Source organism: Larkinella bovis (genome assembly GCF_042655385.1).
Lineage (GTDB): Bacteria > Bacteroidota > Bacteroidia > Cytophagales > Spirosomataceae > Larkinella > Larkinella bovis.
The window spans coordinates 176,672-193,097 of record NZ_JBHSMA010000003.1; the positions used below are offsets into that span (position 1 = coordinate 176,672).

The 16,426-nt window shown below is 49.5% G+C and carries 16 protein-coding genes; 10 read left to right on the forward strand and 6 right to left on the reverse strand.

Annotated elements, in window-relative coordinates; all coding sequences use genetic code 11:
• Window positions 1-4: 4 nt before the first annotated feature.
• On the reverse strand, window positions 5-697 hold the full coding sequence (locus ACFPMF_RS11895) for a YjjG family noncanonical pyrimidine nucleotidase (protein ID WP_379844887.1): 693 nt from the start codon (window positions 695-697) through the stop codon (window positions 5-7).
• Window positions 698-1,133: 436 nt separating this feature from the next.
• On the opposite strand from ACFPMF_RS11895, the gene ACFPMF_RS11900 reads away from it, so the two are divergent.
• From ACFPMF_RS11900 to nth, 3 genes are all read left to right on the forward strand, one after another.
• Complete coding sequence (locus tag ACFPMF_RS11900) at window positions 1,134-1,733, forward strand: RNA polymerase sigma factor (protein WP_379844890.1); 600 nt, start codon at window positions 1,134-1,136, stop codon at window positions 1,731-1,733.
• Window positions 1,708-1,944: a hypothetical protein gene (locus tag ACFPMF_RS11905; protein ID WP_379844893.1), complete on the forward strand. Its 237-nt coding sequence runs from the start codon at window positions 1,708-1,710 to the stop codon at window positions 1,942-1,944. The genes ACFPMF_RS11900 and ACFPMF_RS11905 overlap by 26 nt, the downstream gene beginning before the upstream one ends.
• Before the next feature lie 138 nt (window positions 1,945-2,082).
• Entirely contained in the window at window positions 2,083-2,730 is a 648-nt protein-coding gene (gene nth / locus ACFPMF_RS11910) for an endonuclease III (RefSeq protein WP_379844896.1), read from the forward strand.
• Between the two features lie 57 nt (window positions 2,731-2,787).
• Here the strand turns inward: nth and ACFPMF_RS11915 are convergent, their stop codons facing one another.
• Complete coding sequence (locus ACFPMF_RS11915; RefSeq protein WP_379844899.1) at window positions 2,788-3,207, reverse strand: nucleoside-diphosphate kinase; 420 nt, start codon at window positions 3,205-3,207, stop codon at window positions 2,788-2,790.
• Window positions 3,208-3,316: 109 nt separating this feature from the next.
• Between ACFPMF_RS11915 and ACFPMF_RS11920 the strand changes: the two genes are divergently transcribed.
• The 4 genes from ACFPMF_RS11920 (at window position 3,317) to rdgB (ending at window position 7,099) form a co-directional block, all read left to right on the forward strand.
• A complete protein-coding gene (locus tag ACFPMF_RS11920) occupies window positions 3,317-4,333 on the forward strand; it encodes a DHH family phosphoesterase (RefSeq protein ID WP_379844902.1) in 1,017 nt (338 codons plus the stop codon).
• A 188-nt stretch (window positions 4,334-4,521) separates the two neighbouring features.
• Entirely contained in the window at window positions 4,522-5,430 is a 909-nt protein-coding gene (locus ACFPMF_RS11925; RefSeq protein WP_379844904.1) for an FKBP-type peptidyl-prolyl cis-trans isomerase, read from the forward strand.
• Between the two features lie 131 nt (window positions 5,431-5,561).
• Window positions 5,562-6,458, forward strand: coding sequence for an FKBP-type peptidyl-prolyl cis-trans isomerase (locus ACFPMF_RS11930; RefSeq protein ID WP_379844907.1), 897 nt, complete (start codon window positions 5,562-5,564; stop codon window positions 6,456-6,458).
• 65 nt (window positions 6,459-6,523) lie between these two features.
• Window positions 6,524-7,099 carry an RdgB/HAM1 family non-canonical purine NTP pyrophosphatase gene (gene rdgB, locus ACFPMF_RS11935; protein WP_379844910.1) on the forward strand — a complete coding sequence of 192 codons (576 nt, stop codon included), beginning with the start codon at window positions 6,524-6,526 and terminating at the stop codon, window positions 7,097-7,099.
• Window positions 7,100-7,168: 69 nt separating this feature from the next.
• On the opposite strand, the gene ACFPMF_RS11940 is transcribed toward rdgB, so the two are convergent.
• Window positions 7,169-9,277, reverse strand: a complete 2,109-nt coding sequence (locus ACFPMF_RS11940) for a peptidylprolyl isomerase (RefSeq protein WP_379844913.1) — start codon at window positions 9,275-9,277, stop codon at window positions 7,169-7,171.
• A gap of 287 nt (window positions 9,278-9,564) precedes the next feature.
• On the opposite strand from ACFPMF_RS11940, the gene ACFPMF_RS11945 reads away from it, so the two are divergent.
• On the forward strand, window positions 9,565-10,572 hold the full coding sequence (locus ACFPMF_RS11945; protein ID WP_379844915.1) for a sterol desaturase family protein: 1,008 nt from the start codon (window positions 9,565-9,567) through the stop codon (window positions 10,570-10,572).
• A gap of 1,002 nt (window positions 10,573-11,574) precedes the next feature.
• On the opposite strand, the gene ACFPMF_RS11950 is transcribed toward ACFPMF_RS11945, so the two are convergent.
• Both ACFPMF_RS11950 and ACFPMF_RS11955 read right to left on the reverse strand, forming a co-directional pair.
• Entirely contained in the window at window positions 11,575-12,444 is an 870-nt protein-coding gene (locus ACFPMF_RS11950; RefSeq protein WP_379844918.1) for an alpha/beta hydrolase, read from the reverse strand.
• 151 nt (window positions 12,445-12,595) lie between these two features.
• Window positions 12,596-13,315 carry a DUF4142 domain-containing protein gene (locus ACFPMF_RS11955; RefSeq protein ID WP_379844921.1) on the reverse strand — a complete coding sequence of 240 codons (720 nt, stop codon included), beginning with the start codon at window positions 13,313-13,315 and terminating at the stop codon, window positions 12,596-12,598.
• Window positions 13,316-13,631: 316 nt separating this feature from the next.
• On the opposite strand from ACFPMF_RS11955, the gene ACFPMF_RS11960 reads away from it, so the two are divergent.
• The gene (locus ACFPMF_RS11960) at window positions 13,632-14,090 is read left to right on the forward strand and encodes a hypothetical protein (RefSeq protein ID WP_379844924.1); all 459 of its coding nucleotides are present in this window, start codon (window positions 13,632-13,634) and stop codon (window positions 14,088-14,090) included.
• Complete coding sequence (locus ACFPMF_RS11965; protein ID WP_379844927.1) at window positions 14,002-14,694, forward strand: DUF1684 domain-containing protein; 693 nt, start codon at window positions 14,002-14,004, stop codon at window positions 14,692-14,694. The genes ACFPMF_RS11960 and ACFPMF_RS11965 overlap by 89 nt, the downstream gene beginning before the upstream one ends.
• A 108-nt stretch (window positions 14,695-14,802) precedes the next feature.
• Here ACFPMF_RS11965 and ACFPMF_RS11970 read toward each other — a convergent pair whose 3' ends face one another.
• A complete protein-coding gene (locus ACFPMF_RS11970; protein WP_379844930.1) occupies window positions 14,803-16,275 on the reverse strand; it encodes a mandelate racemase/muconate lactonizing enzyme family protein in 1,473 nt (490 codons plus the stop codon).
• Between the last annotated feature and the right edge of the window lie 151 nt (window positions 16,276-16,426).

Here is a 16,426-nt window from a genome sequence, read left to right on the forward strand (position 1 = left end):
AGGTCTACAGAATAGCCATTAATTCTTTCAGGTGTCGGATTTCGAAGGTGGGAGCGGGGCCGTCGATGGGTAGGCTGGAAACGTTGTAATAAGCAACATCCAGGCCCGCGTTCTGGGCACCGCGCACATCGGCTTCGTAATTGTCGCCAATCATCAGACTTTCCGTGGCCCGCGCGCCCGAGGTCGCCAGCGCAAACTCGAAAATACGCGGGTCCGGTTTTTTGGCGTCGGCTTTGTTGTTGGTGATAACGTGCTGAAAATAATCAGTCAGGCCCGAACTCGCCATTTTCGTGGCCTGGATTTCGTCGAAACCGTTGGTGATGATGTGCAGCACATAGCGGTTTCTCAGGTAGTCCAGCAGGTCGACGGCCGACTCCATCAGGTGCGGTTTTCGGGGCAGGAGCTGCAGATACATTTCGTTCATTTCGTCGCAGAGCGAATGGTCCGAAACACCGATGGCTTCCATGACCATCCGAAACCGCCGGTAGCGAATGTCGGTATGCGAGATCCGGTTATTATCGTAATCGGACCAGAGCTGGCGGTTGATTGTGATGAAATGCTGATTGAATATGTCCGCCGATTCGATGCCCATCTCCGCCAGCCGGAATTGCTCATATAACTCCCGGATCGATTCCGCCGAGTTTCGATCAAAATCCCAGAGGGTATGATCGAGGTCAAAAAAAAGATGTTTATACATACGCAGATGCCTGGAACACAGTCTCAAAAAAACATACGTTCATTCAAACCCATTGCCGATGAATTTCGTATAGTCATTGAGCTGCAAAGGTCGGTAAAATTCCCAGGCTACGATTCTGAAATTTATCGAAATAATGGGGAGGATTTAAACCCTTTAGGGGAGAATGGGGTCTATCCCATGGGCCGGCCAAAAGAATGCAAATCATTCATCGAATAAGACTAAAATAATGAAATGATTACAAATGGAAGTTTTTTTTACAATTTGCACAATAAAGTGTTATATTTTGACTATTTTCTATGAAATTTATTTTTCCGCCTATTGCAAAAGAAAATGAAAATAGTTTATTTTGAGACATACAATCAGATCTTTCACTAAAAATCCCAACGCTCACACACTATCGACACAAAGCTCTACGTTACCTAACTGATTACTGAAAATGGACAAATTGCAGGTTAGCGACAGTGAGCTTATATCCCTGTACATCCGCGGTAGTGAAAAAGCCTTCGAGAAGTTGGTCCAGCGCCATAAATCGAAAGTTTATACCACGATTTATCTGATTGTAAAGGACCAGTACGTTGCCGAAGATTTAATGCAGGACACCTTCATCAAGGCGGTGGAAACGTTAAAATCCGGTAAGTACAACGAAGAGGGGAAATTTTTGCCCTGGATTATTCGGATCGCTCACAACCTGGCTATCGACTTTTTTAGAAAGGAAAAACGCTACCCCAATGTAGTGTTTGAAGATGGGAGTAATGTGTTCAATTCGCTGGAATTTGCCGAAGACTCGATCGAGTCGGTGCAGATCCGGCAGGAGACACACGAACATCTGCGTGAGCTGATTCAACGGCTGCCCGAGCAGCAACGACAGGTTCTGATTATGCGGCATTACGAGGAAATGAGTTTCCAGGAAATTGCCGACGCAACCGGAGTCAGTATCAATACGGCATTGGGGAGAATGCGTTATGCTTTAATCAATTTGCGGAAGCAACTAAGCAAACGTTCCCCATACTATGATACAAATTTTTACCAACGATGACGTAATCCGGTATGTGTACGAGGAAACCTCTGCCGAGGAAAACCTTCTGATCGAAGACGCCTTAATGGCTGAACCGGAATTAATGAGTTTCTACCTCGATACGCTGGAGGTCAAGTTCCTGATGAACAAGATCGAACGGACTCCGGCGGACTCAACCATTCAAAACATCCTGAATTTTTCGAGAAATTACACGGCAAGCCCGTCCGTCTGATTCCTTCAGGCCGACGGGTTTCTGTTTTCTCCGCTTAACTCTTTTACCTCTGCTCACCTCCGCGAAACAACTTTAAAAACTATTTCGCGGAGGTAAGCAGAGAAAATCAGAGATGAGCGGAGGAGTTATAGTTGCTTTATGCAAAAGAAAGAACGCTTTCGCCTGTTCCTTGATTATTTCATTACCAATTTTCCGGAGCCGAATACCGAATTGCATTACCGCAATCCGTATGAATTGCTGGTGGCGGTTATTTTGTCGGCGCAGTGTACCGATAAGCGAATTAATCAGGTGACACCCAGGTTGTTCGAGCGGTTTCCGGAACCGGAATCGCTGGCGGCTGCGTCGGTGGAGGAGGTGTTTAGCTACATCCGGAGCGTGTCCTACCCGAACAATAAAGCCAAACATCTGGTCGGGATGGCCAAGGTGTTGACGCAGGAGTTTGGGTCCGAAGTTCCGGCGAAGGTGGAGGAGTTGCAGAAAATGCCCGGCGTTGGTCGCAAAACCGCCCACGTCATTACGTCGCTGATTTTTAACCAGCCGACAATGGCCGTTGATACGCACGTTTTTCGCGTGTCACACCGGCTGGGACTGGTCCCCAAAACCGCCACCACTCCCCTGGCCGTCGAAAAAGCCCTGGTGCAGTATATTCCGGAGCAGTACGTCCCCAAAGCGCATCACTGGCTGATTCTGCACGGACGGTACGTCTGTATCGCCCGCGCGCCCAAATGCACGGAATGCGCCTTGACGCACTTTTGTAAGTACTATCAGAGCATTAAACTGTTTTGAACCGGGATTCTGCCGGTGAAAGGCGCTCTTTTCACCGGCAGAATCCCGGTTCAGACCTTAGAACTGTTCGATTCCGGCGAAGAAGAAATCGCCTTCGATTTTGGCGTTCTCGTCGGAGTCGGAACCGTGAATGGCGTTGGATTCGATCGACTTGGCAAACCGCTTGCGAATCGTGCCTTCCTCGGCCTGGGCGGGGTTGGTGGAGCCGATCAGTTTCCGGAAATCGGCAACAGCGTTGTCTTTTTCCAGAATCATGGGAATGATCGGGCCGGATGACATATAAGCACACAGACCCTGGTAAAAAGGCCGTTCGCTATGGACGGCGTAGAACTGCCCGGCGCGCTCGCTGGTCAGTTGGACTTTTTTTACGGCTACAATCCGAAAACCGGCTTCTTCAATCATTTTAATGATAGCACCGGAATGGCCCTCGGCAACGGCGTCGGGCTTAATCATCGTGAACGTACGGTTCGTCGTCATCAGGTTGTGAAACAAAATATTATTTGGCCCTAAAGGTATAAAGATTACATAACAATTCTTCGTAATTTTGCGAATTGATACCTGCCCGCTTCTGTGGGATTATTTGTAAATGCAAGATTTTAACGCCATCCGTGAACTGATTGAAAAGCCCCAGACGGTGCTGATTACCACCCATTTAAATCCCGATGCGGACGCTATGGGGTCGTCGCTGGGGCTGGCGGGGTATTTAAAAAAACGCAATCATCGCGTAACGGTGGTAACGCCGACGGATTACCCCGAAAACCTGTTTTGGCTGAGCGGGAATGAGGACGTAATGGTTTTTGATGAGAAGAAGCGGGTTGAGATTGCACAACTGGTTGAACAGGCCGATGTGATTTTTTGCCTTGATTTTTCCGTCCTGAACCGCATCCGGGACCTGGAACCGCTGGTGCGGCAGTCGCGGGCCAAAAAAGTCATGATCGATCATCACCTGGAACCGGAAGCGTTTGCCGATTATACGTACTGGGATACCAAAGCGGCCGCAACGGCCCAGCTTATTTTTCAACTGATTGATCAGGTGGGCGATAAACACCTGGTGGATGTTCCCATTGCCGAATGCCTGTATGCGGGCATCATGACTGATACGGGTTCGTTCCGGCACGCGAGTACGACCGGCGATGTGCACCGCGTCGTGGCAGAATTGATCGATATCGGGATCAACGTCAGTCCGATTCACCGCCGGATTTACGACAACATTTCGCTGGATAAACTGCGGTTTATGGGGTATGTACTGGCCGAAAAGTTAGTGGTTCTGCCCGAATACCGGTTTGCTTACATTACCATTACAGACGCTGAACTCAAGCGGTTTCGGTCGAAAATGGGTGATACCGAAGGACTGGTTAACCAGGCTCTGGCGGTGGAAGGGGTGGTGATGTCGGCGATTCTGATTGATCGGGGGGATGAAGTGAAAATGTCGTTCCGGTCGGTGGGCGATTTCTCGGTGCGTGACCTGGCCAGCCAGCATTTCAACGGGGGAGGCCACAAAAATGCCGCCGGAGGCCGAACGACCCTGACGCTGAAGCAAACCGAAGAAAAACTGTTGAATGTCTTGCCGGCCTATCAGGAACAACTCCTGGAGACGGTTTGAAAATAAAGTAAGGGTTTTGGTTTCCCGTTGCGGCCATACACGGCCAAGCGATTGAAGCCATCAGCAACCCAAAACCGTAAACCGAATACCGTAAACTGAAAACTTGCTTACTGAATACGAAACCGTTTGTGGTGTGTAGTTAGCCACAAATTTCAACAACCAAACTACCGACTACAAACTCTAATTTCATGACAATCAAATCCATTAGTAAACTCGCTCTGCTGGTCGTGGTACTGGCCTCCTGCGACAACAACCGGGTCCAAGTAACCGAAAACGGCCTGAAGTACAAGTTTCACGAAGATGCAGAAGATACGCCTAAGGCGAAAGTCGGCGACGTGATGACATTTCATATAACCGTTAAAAATAGTAAAGACTCGACACTGGGCAGTAGCTACCAGAACGGCTCCCCGGTGAAACAGCCCCTGCAGGCTTCGACCTTCAAAGGCAGCCTGGAAGAAGGATTGGCCTTGTTGAGCAAAGGCGATAGTGCAACGATTTACGTCAATGCCGATTCGATTGCGGCCCGGTCGATGCAACAACTGCCGCCGTTTATCCCGAAAGGTTCGGATATTGCCTACACCATCAAAGTCCTGGATATCCAGTCGATGGAAGAGTTCCAGAAGGCGCAGGTTACGCTGCGGGAAAAACAGAAAGGCGTGGACGAAAAAACCATAGCCGATTACGTGGCCAAAAATAAACTGGCTGCGCAAAAAACCGCCACGGGTCTTTATTACGTGATTACGCAACCCGGAACCGGCCCGACGGCCAGCGCGGGGGATGTCGTCAAGGTGAAATACACCGGTAAACTGATGAATGGCAAGGTGTTCGACAGTTCGGATAAAAATCCGCAGACGCAGGCCGGAATTGATTTCCCGCTGGGGCAGGGCGCGGTGATTCCGGGTTGGGATGAAGGCATTCAGAAATTGCAGAAAGGCAGCAAGGGAACACTGATTATTCCGTCGGGCCTGGCCTACGGAACCGAAGGGTCTCCGGGCGCGATTCCGCCGAATTCTGTACTGCTGTTCGACGTCGAACTGGTTGATATCAAAAAAGGCGCTGCGCCAACACCGCCGACGATGCCCAACGGCGGCCGGTAACCGAGCGATAAAATCTATCGACGAACCCGATACCAGATTTGTATCGGGTTCGTTGTTTACAAACAGGGGCGGCAGGCACCCCAAACCGCCGTGTCAACAACCACTTTATCTAGACGAGTAAAATGAAGGTGATGAAAAATTGGCAGAAATGGCCTCTTACCGTTTCGCTGATTGGGATCCTCGTTTCGCAGTTGGGTTGCCAACCCGATCCGGGAGAAGCGCTGAACGACCGGAAACGACGCGAGAACGAACAGGAGATAAATGAGTATATCGACAAAAATAACCTGAGAGGGAAAGAGCAAAAGGACGAGGCAACCGGTTTGTACATTATACGAACCAAGGCCGTCCCGAATGGACAGGCACCCGCAGAAGGCGACGAAGTAAAGTATTATTTTGTGCAGAGCCGGTTGGATGGTGTTATCGTCGATAGCTCCGAAACCACAACGGGTAAGCCGAATGTTGCAACGATTGGGGCTCCCACGCAGGGTGCCATTACGGCCCGGCTTTACAACAGCCTGCAATTGCTGAAAGAAGGCGAAGAAGCCACCGTACTAGCTCCCTACGATCCGACCGACAACAAGAGTGGTAACCTGCTGTTGCCAGCCTATACCCCCGTTCGCTACGACATCAAGGTGATCAGCGTGCGGACGGAGGAAGAACAGATTCAGGATTATCTGGTGGCTAATAAGCTGACAGCGGCTGAGAAAACTACCTCTGGTTTGCGGTTTCTGCTAACCAAAGCGTATCCGGATTCTGCGCTGGTGAAGGCGGGGCAGTCGGCAAAAATCAAATATACCGGTAAACTGCTGAACGGAAATCAGTTTGATGCCAGTACCGACGGCGCGGATTTTAACGTCGGTACCGGAGCCGTTATTGCGGCCTGGGACGAAGCACTGGTCAAAATGCGCGTCGGTGAAAAAGCTACTATTGTCCTGCCTTCTTCCATTGGCTACGGCCCGCTGGGCAAATCGCCCATTCCGGCGTATGCCCCCCTGGCGTTTGATATCGAGATTGTCAGCGCCAAATAAGCTGGTTTTTCACGGAATTGGGCTGCCTTTCAACGAGGCAGCCTTTTTTGTAATTCATACCCTCCATGACGCTTTGTTTTGCCACGAATAATGCCAGCAAACTCGCCGAAATTTCGGCCATGCTGGGCGATCAGTTTGATCTGAAGACGCTGAAAGACATTGGCTGTTTCGAAGAAATCCCCGAGACGCAGGACACCATTTTGGGGAATTCGCGTCAGAAAGCCGCGCACGTTTGGGATCACTACCGCGTCAATTGCTTCGCCGATGATTCAGGCCTGGAAGTTGATGCCCTGAACGGCGAACCGGGGGTGCATTCCGCTTATTACGGCGGCCATCCGCGTAGTTACGAACGAAATTTAACCCAATTGCTGGCCAATCTGGCGGGCATTACCGACCGGACCGCCCGGTTCCGAACGGTAATTACGCTGGTTATCAACGGAAACTATGCGGTTTTTGAAGGGATTGCGGAAGGTAGAATCCTGACCGGGCCGCGCGGTACCGGCGGTTTTGGTTACGACCCGGTTTTTGTACCGGATGGTTATGATCGCACATTCGCTGAAATGAGTATGGCCGAAAAAAGCGCGATCAGCCACCGGGGGAAAGCTTTTGAAAAGCTGGTGGCTTTCCTGAAGAAGAACTAAGAAAACCTATTCCCACAAAAAAGCTTCCCGGTTTCGGGAAGCTTTTTTGTTGCTCGGGTAGCCAGGTTCTTAATAGAATTTGGCCCGACGATCTTTGATTTTGGAATTATCCCGAATGGCTTCGTTGATCATGAAACCAACCCGGCTGCTGGCATTTTGCTGCAACTGGTTCTTGTAAATCGTGTAATCGGCTACGGCCGGAGCGGGCGTCGTTGTCGTTGTTTCCACGATCAGAACCCCGGCATCACCCGCAAAAGGCTTCGATCGTTTACCGGCTTTCAGGCCAAAGATTTTACCAACTGCCAGCGGATCAACGCCCGCACTTTTCAGAAAACCGTTTGCCAGATTGACATCGGGGACGGTCTCGACCAGCGCACCCGCGCCGTATTTCTGCGCAATGGCCTCGAGTGTGCCGGAGGCATTGCTGAGTTTGGCAATAATTTGTTCCGCTTTCACCTGATTGCGCACTTTGGTGGTCAGCTCCTGGCGGAAGGCATCCACCGTTGACTCGTCTTCGGAGGTTTCGCCGGTCAAGACGGCAACGACGTATTGATCGTCCACCTCAATGGCCGATGAAACATCGTTGAGGTCCGTATCGTCGTTGAACGCCCAACGAACCAGTTCACGAGCGCTGCCGAGGGCATTGACGCTGGTGGCGTTTTCCGGAATACGTTCGGCAGTAGCGATAACCAGCGTTTTATCTTTCTTGGCGTTTTCGTCGAATTCGGCCTTCGTTTTGCTTTCTGTGGCAAACTGTTCGGCTTTGCGGTACACTTCGTCGCGGGTCGCCTGGCTCGGCATGATGGTTTTACCGATGGTCGAAATCCGGTACAGGGTGTTCGTTTTGGGTTCCGTTATTTTGATAATATGAAAACCGAAGTCCGTTTCGACCAGACGCGGAATCAGGCCGGTGCCGTTGAATCCAAAAACCGCATCCTGGAAGGGCTTCACCATCTGGTTGTTATTCTTGAAATACCCCAGATCGCCACCTTGCTGCGATGAACCATCGGCGCTGTTCGTCTGCGCCATCACTTCGAAGCTGGCACCGCCCTGAATTTGCTTCAGAATGCCTTCGGCGCGGGCGCGGGCTGCGGCTTTGGCCGAATCGCCACCGGCCGACCGGATCAGGATATGGCTGGCCCGAACCGTATAGCTGGTATCTTTTTTCTGTCCGCTGTATTTGTAGATAAAATACGTGTTACCTTCTTTGTACGGTCCGTAAACACCGCCCGGAGCGAATGTCCCGACCGTGGCTTTCAGCTGCTCAGGCATTTCACCGAGGGTCATATACAACGGAGCCTGCACATCGGAATTCATCCGGGCGTACGACGAGTCGTTCGGGGCTGCGGCCAGCCCGCGTGCGAGGGTTTTGATTTGTTCATACAGCGCCGTGCTGTCTTCTTTCGAAGGCGCCACCGGGAACGTCACGTACTGAATCGTGCGGCTGTTAATGCTCTTGTATTCATCTTTGTGCTTATCCAGGTATTCCTGCAACTGGCTGTCGGTCACTTTTACAGTCGTATCGGCAACCGAGTAGTAAGGAACCAGCAGGAATTTGGCATCGGCGCGGCTGTTCTGTGCCTGGTATTCTTTCTGGGCTTCGGCCGTGGTGACAAACGACGACAGACGGAGCAGGTTTTCATACTTGGTCCGCATGCGGTCTGCGCTCAGGTTTTTCTCAAAATTTGCCCAGGCCATTTGTTGTTCCGGCGGCAGCGTTTTCAGGCTTTTGAGGTAATTAATAACCGCATTTTTGTCAAATACGCCGGTTTTGGGGTCGGTGAAGGTTTGCCGGATTGCCGGGCTGATGTAGTTACCCTGTACCATATCGACGAGTTCTTCTTTGGTGACTGCCAAACCGAGCGCGTCGTATTCTTTTTGGTAAGCAATGTCTAAAATAAACTGATTCCAGGCCTGATCACGGAGTTGAACCTGGTCCTGTTCGGATGCCGGCCGGCCGGTTTGCTGCTCGTAGCCAGCCCGGGCTTCGTCCACTTTGGCATTAAACTCCTGATAGGAAATCTTTTGGCCGGCGATCTCGCCCACGTTCTGGTCCTGTCCACTGAACAAGCTCTGCGAACCGAGCAAATCCCCTCCCACAATAAATAAAATCAAACTGACAGCAATAATACCTACCGCCAGGCCTGATTTTTCTCTGATCTTGTTAATTAAAGCCATTGTTTGTTACACAAAAATTTACAGACCCGCAAAATAACACTTTTTCTGACAGAAATCCAAGGCAAAAGCTGCGCCAAAACGGCGATTTGCTTCCCGTCAGCCAGCCCCTTTTCGACCTGATTGCCAATTACTGACGGAAAACCGGTTGCCCGAATCGTCGAATGTCCTGAAGGGCCCGGTCGGTAGCCTTCACACTTTGATTGCATTCGATAAATTTGTATTTTTGGATGAAAATTATTTCAAATACCGATGCGTTATTCCTGAAATTTGTAAATTACTTGACGATCATGGAATTTTTTCAAACCCTTTACCACGAACTAATCTCCTTTTTTGGCGTCCGATCCTGGCTCAACATGTTTGAATCGGGCGATTATTCGTCGTTGCTCACCTGGGAAGGGATTCGGTCGGCCATGTCGCCGTTGATTCCGCTCCTGCTCCTGTTTGAAATTGCCCGGGCCTTTTTTTATAAAAAATTCAAGGTCGATCATTACAAGATGTCCTTTTTCATCATTGTTTTTAACCGGTTCATCGGGCGGTATATCTCCTTTGCGATGGTAGCGTTATGCATCGGTTTGTTTGAAAAATACGCCATCATTACCACCACGCCAACCTGGTACTGGTTCATTTACGGCTACGTCGTCTGGGAACTGGCCCACTTTGTTTACCATTATCTGGGCCATAAAGTACGGTTGTTCTGGTGCCTGCATTCGACACACCACGCCCCGGAAGACATGAATCTTTCGGTGACCTATGCCCACTTTTTTCTGGAAGCCCCCTATGCCGATATTATCCGGACTACGATCTGTATTCTGCTGGGCGTCAACCCGGTTTTGCTGTTTCTCATTATGTTCATCGACGGAACCTGGGGGGCCTGGATTCATATCGGCGAAAATGTGCTGCGAGACGGTCGGTTGGGCTTTCTGCAAAAAGTCATTCTGACGCCTTCGCACCACCGCGTTCACCACGCCAAGAATCCGCTGTATATGGATACGAATTTTTGTAACCTACTGAATATCTGGGATCATGTGTTTGGAACGTTGCAACACGAGAAGAAAGAAGTTCCGATGCAATACGGGATTACGCGCGAAATGAACCCGAACAATTTCTGGGATGTGTATTTCGGTGAATTTTACGCGTTGGGCAAAGACATTCGGAAGGCACCCGGCCTGAAGAATAAATTCCTGTACATTTTTATGCCACCGGGCTGGAGCCATACCGGCGACCACAAAACCGCTAAAATAGTACGGCAGGAGTTCGTTGAAGAGGTTGATAAACAGCCGGTTCTGAACCCCTGATTGTTTCGGTGTAGACAGGGTACCTTCTGTAAGCAGTGGTTTATGGAAGGGACACTTTTTGATAAGCAGACGCCTTTAAACGCATTTAACAATGCGTTTAACGAAACGGTTTTTGGTCAGCCTGCTCCTTTTATTTTTTTTCGCTATAAAAGCCTGGCTTACACCGGTTTTTCCGATAATTCTACCTGATAAGTTTGTGGGGCTTTTTTTTACCGCACTGCTACTATCACCCTCCAGCTCCCGGATCGATCCAAAAGCGTCTTCTTTTCCTTCACTTCTTAGTATCATTAACGAACAAAGACGGTATGACGGCGATATGGATACCGGTGATGTTATATAGCCTTCTGACCTTAGAAAGATAAGTACGGGACTTTCAGGCGGTTTTTGATCGGTGTATTTTAATCACATGGGTTTTGAATTATCCGATCAATCAGCGGTTTATGTTTATTCGATACCCACTCAGACGACTCTTTTACCGCAATTGAGTTGATCACTTTAGGGAAACCTGATTTTGAAGGACCCATTGAGCTCCACTACGTATTAATCATTCGGAAACGGACCGGCGATTCGTTATATCGAATCTTCGAATGTGACATAATCCGGACGAAGCGGTGTTTAAAAAAATGAATAAAATAATCCGGAACCTGCTATTATCAGTATGATCTACGCGTCTACTTTTTTTGCTTAAGTAGATATTACTAAAAATAGTAGGGAACGTCTTTTACTATAACGAGCCGATTCACTGGTAAGGTTTTTTCCATGAAAAATAAAAGATTACCTGTGTTGGCGCGGCTGCTCCCGAAAGATCAGGCTGGTCAGGGTAATAGGAACCGAAAAGGAAAACGGTTTTATGTTTATACCCCTGGTTTACAGGTAACGTTCCCGGCCCTTTTCGAACGATCTGGTTGCCCGATGGCGGCCTGTTTCCTCGGAAAGAAGAACCGTGAAGCCGGATTGGATGACCGGCTTTTCTAAAGCAAAAGGAGCACTTTGGGCTTCCGTTCAGAATTGATGGAAAGCTGCCGAAACGAATTCCAGTACAGCAGGAAGAGACGTCCGCCAGTACGTCCAGGTATGGCCACCGTCGCGGATGCGAAATTCGTGCGGAATTTCTTTCTTGCGCATCGCAATGTGTACCAGCGAGTTACCTTCATACAGAAAATCGTCGTCCCCACAGTCGATGTACCAGCGAACGGCTTTTTTCTGATCGTCCGGCATGTTGTTAATCAGTGCCAGCACACTTTGCCGGTTGAAATAAGTCTGCAATTCGTCGTCGGTGACGGTCTGGTTGCTCCGGGCGAGCTGGGCTTTGGCGGCTTCCAGCGTGAGCGGACCCGTTGAGGCACTGAGCGGGCAGGCCGACGAGAACAATTCCGGGTGATGAAGGGCATACGTGAACGTGCCGCCCCCGCCCATCGATAGCCCAGAAACGGCCCGAAACCGCTTCTCCGCTTTAATCCGGTAGTTTTTTTCTACGAATGGCATCAATTCTTCGAAGAAGAAATCCTCGTATCGCCACTCGCCTTTGGGGTCGTTGCCGTACCCGCGCCGACCGGTATTGGCATCGGGCATGACGATAATCATCGGCGTGGCTTTGCCTTCGGCAATGGCTTTATCAGCAATGTGCAGTACCTCGCCAAACTGCACCCAGCCGGTATGGTCGTCACCGGCACCGTGCAGGAGGTACAAAACGGGGTAAGCCCGCTGGGACGACTCATAGTCCGGTGGTAAATAGATCGCAAACTTTCGGTCGCTTTTTAGGATTTTACTTTTTAAGAACTGATTATCAAGTACTTTTCCGGTTTGGGTGAATGCGAATTGGGGAAGAAAAACGAGAAAAAACAGCGCTCGAAAAATAGAGTTGCTCATCATAACAGCAGGTTTAGGAAGGAATGGAAAGCGTCGAATCGGACCGAAAACCGGCTTTATCAACTGCACGGTTTCGGATAATTGCCAAGATACGATAAAAAATAAAAAGGAACGCAGACAACGCCTGCGTTCCTTTTCGGCCGGTTTTTCGGGCTTATTTCATGCCATCCTGAATCGCTTTTACGGCATCATAATGCTTCTGTAGCGTCGGCAGGGTTTTGCCCGCGAACGCTTTAATATCAGCATCTTTGGCGTCAAACGAAGCTTCTTTAAACAGGTCGATATCTTCCTTATGATCATCGACCATCATTTTAACATATTCTTTATCAAACTCGGCTCCGGACAGCTTGCTGAGGTCATTAACGTGTTGTTGATGGTCGTCACTGAGCGTAGCCGGGATCGTTAAATTCTTCGAAGCAGCCAGGGCTTTCAGTTCTTCATTGGCTTTGGAATGGTCGGAAACCATCATGGCTCCAAAGTCTTTCACCGCTTTACTCTGGGCCTTTTGTTGCGCCAAATTGCCTAATTCCACTTCCATCATCCCCCCGCTCGCGGCTTTTACCATAAATTCGGAATCATCCTCGGGAGCATTTTTCATCTCATTCGCTTCTTCGGCCTGTTCGGCACTGTCTTTGTTGCTGGTGCTGTTGCACGAAAACGTCCAAGCGCTCAAGAGCAGCAGTAGGGACAAGCTTATCTTCTTCATAATCGCTGAATTTAAATTGACTCTTTTTAGAACCGCAGGTAACAGCGAATGTTCTTGAATATTATCCAAAGGCCACACTTTTTTTCGAAAGAGGTACGTTTCCGGGATCAAATAATGCACCAGTTCCACCCGGTTTTGGGATAAAATGGATCGACGATAAGTCGTCACGAGCAATGAAAACCTGTTAACCTAATCATCGTTAAATGTGTTGTTTTGGTCGGTGCATTTAAACGATATTTTGCTGTTTTTACTTACGATAATGATGAAAATTTTTGTAAATACACCGTAAAAGAAAATGATTTGAATGCGGTTATTTATTGGTATTTTGTTTGCTAGTTGGGATGGTTAAATGCCGATTAAAGCCTCATATTTTTTACGTTGCTACTTCTGAAGAGGATTTTTATATTTATTAAATGAACAAAATGTTTATTTAATTAAAGAGAATTCAATAGTTTTGCACGCAAACTTTTTTTAACACACCCAAATGAAAGTAAAACCGAACAAGATCCGTTTTTTCTCACCTGTTGACAATACGGACGAAGCACCCAAAGTAGCACCGAAAGAGACCACGTTCACAACCTCCGTAACCAAAACGGGTCGTCTGGCTTTTCCGCAAAAATTAATGGAAGGCCTGAATATTGATCCGTCAAAACCGCACTATAAAGTGGGTACGGTTAATCGCCGGAAAGGGGTAAAAGCCTTGTATTTAATTCCGACCGATTCCAGTGATTCTGAAGCATTTGAATTGGCGAAAACCGGCCGTGGTTATTCCATTCCGTTGAAAGGAGTATTCCAAAAAATAGGTCTTAATTTTCAGGATCATGAATACTCATTTACCATCAAACCGTATGATTATGGCGATGGCGTTTCCGGTTTTGAACTGGTTTCAGATCAGCAGGCAACGCCCCGCGCGGCCGGATCGGATGATGCATCGGACGAGTAAGTTACGAGTAGCCGGAATGGTTTTTGCCTGGCTGGTGAGCCTTTCCGGCTTTTCCCAAACGCTGTATAACCAGTCGATTGCAGCGCATCGGGAAGCCTATAAGGCCGACTTTTTAAAGTCGGCGAAGAGCCCGCTAAAAAAAGAAGAACTGGCTTATTTGCGCTTCTATGCGCCCGATTCTACCTACCGGATCGAAGCCAGCGTTCGGCGGACCCCCGAGGCCGAACCGTTTGAATTACCCACCTACGACGGGCAGAAAAAAACGTATGTCAGCTACGCCGTTCTGTCGTTTACGCTACACGGAAAACCGCACCAGCTGACCGTTTACCGCAGCCTGCAACTGGCCCGCTTGCCACAGTATCGGGATTATCTGTTCTTACCCTTTAAAGACGCCACCAACGGGAAAGAAACGTATGGCGGAGGCCGCTATATGGACCTGCGGCTGGGCGATATAAAAGACGGGAAACTGATCCTGGATTTCAACAAAGCGTATAATCCGTACTGCGCCTACAGCGACGGCTATGCCTGCCCCATTCCGCCGAAAGAAAACCATTTGGCGGTGTCGATTCCGGTTGGTGAGCGACAATTTGACAAAATCCATTAATCATTGGAAATGGAGTCGTTTATTATGAATTAAGAATTAAGAGTTGGCTCCGCAGGAATAGAATGCGTCAGCCAACTCTTAACTCATCACTCTTACTTCATCACTCTTTTAGCTCCACTCACGGTCGGCGGAGTCGCGGGTGTTCCAGCTATCGGTCGGAGCGAACCAGGTCGCGCCTTTTTTGAGGAATTTCTTGGCCGCTTCTTCGTTTAGCTCCACGCCCAGACCCGGCTTGTCGGGCACTTTGACAAAGCCCTGCTCCACGATCGGTTTGATCCCCGTGACAATGTCTTCCCAGCCCGCCACATCGACACCGTGGTGTTCGAGCGCTACGAAGTTTTCGGTCGCAGCCGCGCAGTGCACATTGGCCATCATGCAGATTGGTGATCCGGCGAAGTGCATCGCCATCGGAATGCCTTTTTCTTCGGCATAATCGCCAATTTTTTTGGTTTCGAGCAAACCGCCCGACGACGCCAGGTCGGGGTGAATCATGTCCACCGCCTTGGCATCAATGAGTTTGATGAATTCTTCCTTGCCGAAAATATCCTCGCCGGTCAGGGTAGGCGTATCGATGGCGTCCGAAATCTGCTTCCACTGATCGTGGTAGAACCAGGGAACCAGGTCTTCCAGCCAGGCCAGCCGGAACGGGTCCATCGCTCTTCCGATCTGGATGGCGGTATTGACATCGAAGTGACCGAAGTGGTCGGCGCAGAGCGGGGTGTCGTAACCAACAATTTCCCGGACTTTGCTGACGTGCTGCGCCAGTTTGTCGATGCCTTTGGGCGTCACCTGAATCCGGGTAAACGGGTGCTTGGTCTGCGCGTAGTTTCCTAATTTCTGCGCCCCATTGTCACTCCATTGATTTCTGACATTCCAGCCATTGGCTCCTACCAAGGCGCCGGGCTCGTTGACCAGCATCTGGATACCGAAATCCATTTTTAACCAGGTGTAACCCTGTTTCCGGCGCAGCTCCATATTTTTGGCAAAATCGGTATAATCCTTGCCTTCGGGGGTGTCGGCATACAGCCGGACATGATCCCGGTATTTGCCGCCAAGCAGTTGGTAAGCCGGGACATTATACGCTTTTCCGGCCAGATCCCAGAGCGCCATTTCAACGCCACAAACCCCCCCGGCGGCCCGGCTATGACCGGCAAATTGCCGGATTTCTTTAAAAATCTTCTCAACGTTGCAGGGGTTTTTGCCCAGCAGGCGGCTTTTCAGCATCAGCGCGTAATTGGGGCTGGCTCCGTCGCGGACTTCCCCCCAGCCGACTAAACCCTGGTTGGTATCGATCCGGATGATGGGGCTGGAAAAGGGGACGCCCTGCAAAACGGCAATCCGCAAATCGGTGATTTTTAGTTCCGACGGTTTTGAGTCACGCTTGACTTTCTGGGTGATGAATTCCATCTCCTGTTCCGTTTTTCCGTCGAACATCAAGCCGAGCGACAAACCGCCCAGGGCCGAATTTCGGAGGAAATTACGCCGGTCGACACCGGAAGCCGCGTTGAGGGTCGGCTCTGCGGCCAGAGCTGGGGCCGGATGTTTCTTAAGCCACTCTAGTAACTGTTGAACTTTTTTCATGCGTTTAACGGGATTTAGGGACTATAATCCGCCGAGATGGCAGTTAACGGAAAAGGGAACTTAAGTCTGGATATAATTCAATTTATTGGGAAAGTTAATGAAAAAGCTTACTTTCTGCCTTCGGTAGCCGTTTTTTTTCTGAGGCTGGCCC